Below are 4,317 nucleotides of genomic sequence, written 5' to 3' on the forward strand. Positions count from 1 at the left end.
CCCGGGTGCTCATGGGCCTGCTCGAGAAGGACCCGGCCCGCCGCCTCGACGTGCACACCGCCCGGGCGATGCTGCGCGAGCTGCTCGCCGGCCCGCTGACCAGCACCGCCGCGGCGGTCAACTCGGTGACCGACCCGTACTCGGTCGTGCCGGTGCAGCGCCCGGTGCCGGCCCCGCCGGCCGCCGAGCCGGAGCAGCCGAAGCCGAGCGGGCAGATCGGCGGGCGGGCGATGCTCGGCCCCGACGAGTCGCTCACCGACCGGCTGGCCGCCCTGCGCCGGGGCGAGCGCCCGGCCCAGGCCGCCCTCCCCGCCGGCCCCGCCGCCGCCATGGAGGACACCAGCGCCGACGCGCTGTCCGGGCCGCTGCACACCCCCACCGGCGCGATGCCGGCCCCGGGCGGGGCCGCGCCGGCCGGCCGCACCTACGGCGGCCCCGAGGCCACCCCGCGCGCCGGCGACGCCACCCAGCAGCTGCGGACCAACGCGGCCGGCCTGGTCGGCTTCAGCGGCCCCACGGAGGCCACCCAGCGGGTCGGCGGCGGCGCGTCCGTCTTCGGCGCCCCGCCGGAGGCCACCCAGCGGATCAGCGCCGGCACGCCCGTCTTCGGCGCCCCGCCGGAGGCCACCCAGCAGCTCGGCGGGACCTACGGCGGCGGCCAGTGGTCGGTGCCGGGCACCGGCCAGCCCTGGACCTCCCCGGCCACCGCGCCGCGCGTGGGCGACGCCGGCGGCGGGCTCGGCGGTCGCGTACGCGCCACCGGCGGCCGCCTCGTCGGCACCGTCAGGGGCTGGCCCCGCAAGGTGCAGCTCGCCGCCGCCGGCGGTCTGGCCGTGCTGCTGGTCGGTGCGGTCGTCCTGTTCACCGGCGGCGACGACCCGGCACCGACCGTCCCGCAGGCCGCCCCGACCTCGGCTGCCCCGGTCGGGGTGCCCGAGATGAAGGAGCACTCGGGCAAGGGCGTACGCGTCATGGTGCCGCAGGGCTGGGAGCGCAAGAGCGCCGGCAACTGGGTCGACTACGTCGACCCGGAGGACGACGGCCGCAAGGTACGGATCCTGGTGGAAAACTTCTCCACCACCTCGATCCGCTGGGCGGAGGTTGCCGAGGAGGGCCTCAAGACCCGCTCGAAGTCGTGCGTCAAGCCCTACGCCCAGCTCGCCATGAACGAGATGGAGTGGGTCGGCAAGCAGGCGGCCGAGTTCGAGTACACCTGCGGCGAGGGCGAGGCCAAGCGGCACGGCGTGTGGCGCGGGGTGGTCCACGAGGGCAAGGCCTACTCGTTCTACCTGACCGTGACCGACGCGAAGTTCGACGAGAGCAAGCCGATCTTCGACGAGATGGTGAAGTCGTTCCAACTCACCGACGCCGGCTGATCGCAGGGGAAGAGGAAGCGGTGATCCGCCGGCGTGCTATCAAGAGGCATGCCGGCGGAAACCACTGACATCGACGACATTCGCGAGCGAGCGCGGCGCTGGCTCGACGACGACCCCGACCCGGCCAGCCGGGACGAGCTGCGGGCGGTGCTCGACCGCCTGCCGGCGAGCGCCCCGGAGCTGGCCGACCGGTTCGCCGGCCCGCTGACCTTCGGCACCGCCGGGCTGCGCGGCCCGCTGCGCGCCGGCCCCAACGGGATGAACCTCGCGGTGGTCACCCAGGCCGCCGCCGGGCTGGTCGCCTGGCTCGCGGCCCAGGGCGGCTCCGGCCCGCTGGTGATCGGGTACGACGCCCGGCACGGCTCCCGGCAGTTCGCCGAGCGCACCGCCCAGGTCGCCACCGGCGCGGGACGCCCGGCGTTGCTGCTGCCCCGCCCCCTGCCCACCCCGGTGCTCGCCTACGCGGTGCGGCACCTCGGGGCGGCCGCCGGGGTGATGGTGACGGCCAGCCACAACCCGCCCCAGGACAACGGCTACAAGGTCTACCTCGGCGCGGAGCTGGGTGGCCCGCTCGGGGCGGGCGCGCAGATCGTGCCGCCGGCCGACGCCGGCATCGAGGCCGCCATTCGCGCGGTCGGCCCGCTGGCGGAGGTGCCCCTGGGCCCCGCCGGGCAGGTCCTCGGCGACGACCTGGTCGCCTCGTACGTCGGGCGGGCCACCGCCGTCATCGACCCGGACGGGCCGCGCGACCTGGCGGTGGCGTACACGCCGCTGCACGGGGTGGGCGCGGCGGTGCTCACCGCCGCCTTCGCCCGCGCCGGCTTCCCGGTGCCCGGGGTGGTGCCCGAGCAGGCCGAGCCGGATCCGGCGTTCCCCACCGTCTCCTTCCCCAACCCGGAGGAGCCGGGGGCGGTGGACCGGCTGATCGCGCTCGCCGAGTCGACCGGCGCGGACATCGCCATCGCCAACGACCCCGACGCGGACCGCTGCGCGGTGGTGGTCCGGGACACCGGCCCGGCGGCGAGCGCCCGGGGCGAGGTCGCCGGGCCGGCCGAGCCCGACGCCGAGCGGCCGGGCTGGCGGATGCTGCGCGGCGACGAGGTGGGCGTGCTGCTGGCCGACCACCTGATGCGGCGCGGCGTCACCGGCCTGTACGCCACCACGATCGTGTCGTCGTCCCTGCTGCGGGCCATGTGCGCCGCCCGTGGCCTGCCCTACGACGAGACGCTGACCGGGTTCAAGTGGATCGTGCGCGCCGGCGGCGGGAGCGAGCCGCTGGTCTTCGGCTACGAGGAGGCGCTCGGCTACTGCGTCGCCCCGGAGCACGTCCGCGACAAGGACGGCATCACCGCCGCGCTGACGGTGGCCGAGCTGGCCGCCGGGCTCAAGGCGCGGGGGCGCACGCTGACCGACCGGCTGGACGAGCTGGCCGCCGAGTTCGGCGTGCACCACACCGACCAGCTCTCGGTGCGGGTGGACGACCTGCGGGTCATCGCGGACGCCCTGGCCCGGATCCGCGCCGCGACCCCGACCGCGCTGCTCGGTCACCCGGTCACGGAGGCGCAGGACCTGCTCCCCGAGGCCGACGTGGTGATCCTGCGCACCCGGGCCGCCCGGGTGGTGATCCGCCCGTCCGGCACCGAGCCGAAGCTCAAGGCGTACCTGGAGGTGGTGGAGCCGGTGGCGGACGGCGACGTCGCCGCGGCCCGCGCCCGAGCCACGGAGGCCGTCGCCGCCCTCCGCGCGGAGATGAAAACGGCCCTCAACCTCTGACCCCCCTCCCCTCCCCTCCCCTCCCCTCCCCGCTCCCCTCTCCCCTCTCCCCTCCCTGCGTTGATCATGGCGTTATCGGGCCGGGAAGCGCTTTCCGGCACCGGTAACGCCATGATCAACGCAGGTACCGGGGGCGGGGTGGGGTGGGTGGGTGGGTGGGTGGGTGCTGGGGTGGGGGTCAGGGGCGGGGGCCCAGGGCGGCGTCGACGGCGCGGCCCAGGGCGGCCACGACGAGGCCCACCGAGGGGCGGACGACGGAGTCGTCGAGGCTGACGTCGCCGGAGAAGCCCGCGCCCCCGGCGATCTCCTCCAGCCGGCGGCGGGCGTCCCGGGCGGCGTCACCGGTCAGGCCGAGCGCCGGCTCCATCCGCAGCACCGCGACCAGGGTGGCCAGGGCGGCGGTCCGCTCGTCGGGGAGCTGCCCGTCGGCCAGCGCCTCGGCCAGCCGGCGGCGGGCGTCCGCCTCCACGGCGGGGTCCACCGTCGGGTAGCGGTGCACGTGGATGAAACCCAGCTCGGTCTCGTCGACGTCGCGCACCACGCCCTGGGCGCACAGGTCGCCGAGGATCCTGTCGCGCAGGCCGTGCCGCAGCCGCTGCACCCAGGACGACGGGCTGTGCGGCGTGTCGGCGGCGATCCGGGCGAGCACCCCGTCGACGAGCGGCTCGCCGGTGGGCGTCGGGTCGACCACCGCCAGGGATCCCTCGGAATACACGATCCGCCCGGCCAGGGCCAGCTCGATCAGCACCGCGGCGGCCATCCCCAGGTCGAGGCTGATCCGCGGCATGGTCGCCTTGCCGGTCTCGTCGTCGTACGCGAGGAGAAGCAGCTCTTCGGCGAGCGCAACACCAGTCATGGGCGCAGACGCTAGCGGGTACGCGCACCCCGCGCACCCACTGCGCCGCGACGACGCGCCGCCGCGACCGCCCGCCCCGCCGTCGCCGCAGGCCAGGACGGCACACCGGGACGGCACGCCGGGGCCGCAGGCCGAAGCGGCACACCGGGACGGCACGCCGAAGCCGCAGGCCGAAGCGGCACACCGGGACGGCACGCCGAAGCCGCACTCCGGGGCCGCACACCGGGACGGCACGCCGAAGCCGCACTCCGGGGCCGCACACCGGGACGGCACGCCGAAGCCGCACTCCGGGGCCGCACACCGGGACGGCAC

General features: G+C 76.6%; 3 protein-coding genes and 1 pseudogene. 3 read left to right on the forward strand and 1 reads right to left on the reverse strand.

What is annotated here, in order from left to right; genetic code table 11:
* The coding region (locus tag ACWENR_RS29880; protein ID WP_452280288.1) for a PsbP-related protein at positions 1 to 1,376 on the forward strand (1,376 nt) is incomplete at its 5' end.
* Between the two features lie 48 nt (positions 1,377 to 1,424).
* On the forward strand, positions 1,425 to 3,149 hold the full coding sequence (locus ACWENR_RS29885; protein WP_452280289.1) for a phospho-sugar mutase: 1,725 nt from the start codon (positions 1,425 to 1,427) through the stop codon (positions 3,147 to 3,149).
* A 178-nt stretch (positions 3,150 to 3,327) separates the two neighbouring features.
* Here the strand turns inward: ACWENR_RS29885 and ACWENR_RS29890 are convergent, their stop codons facing one another.
* Complete coding sequence (locus ACWENR_RS29890) at positions 3,328 to 4,005, reverse strand: GOLPH3/VPS74 family protein (RefSeq protein WP_452280290.1); 678 nt, start codon at positions 4,003 to 4,005, stop codon at positions 3,328 to 3,330.
* Between ACWENR_RS29890 and ACWENR_RS29895 the strand changes: the two are divergent.
* A pseudogene (locus ACWENR_RS29895) lies at positions 4,004 to 4,317 on the forward strand (hypothetical protein); the annotation flags it as partial. The gene ACWENR_RS29890 and the pseudogene ACWENR_RS29895 sit on opposite strands and share 2 nt — an antisense overlap.

The organism is Micromonospora sp. NPDC004336, assembly GCF_053602615.1.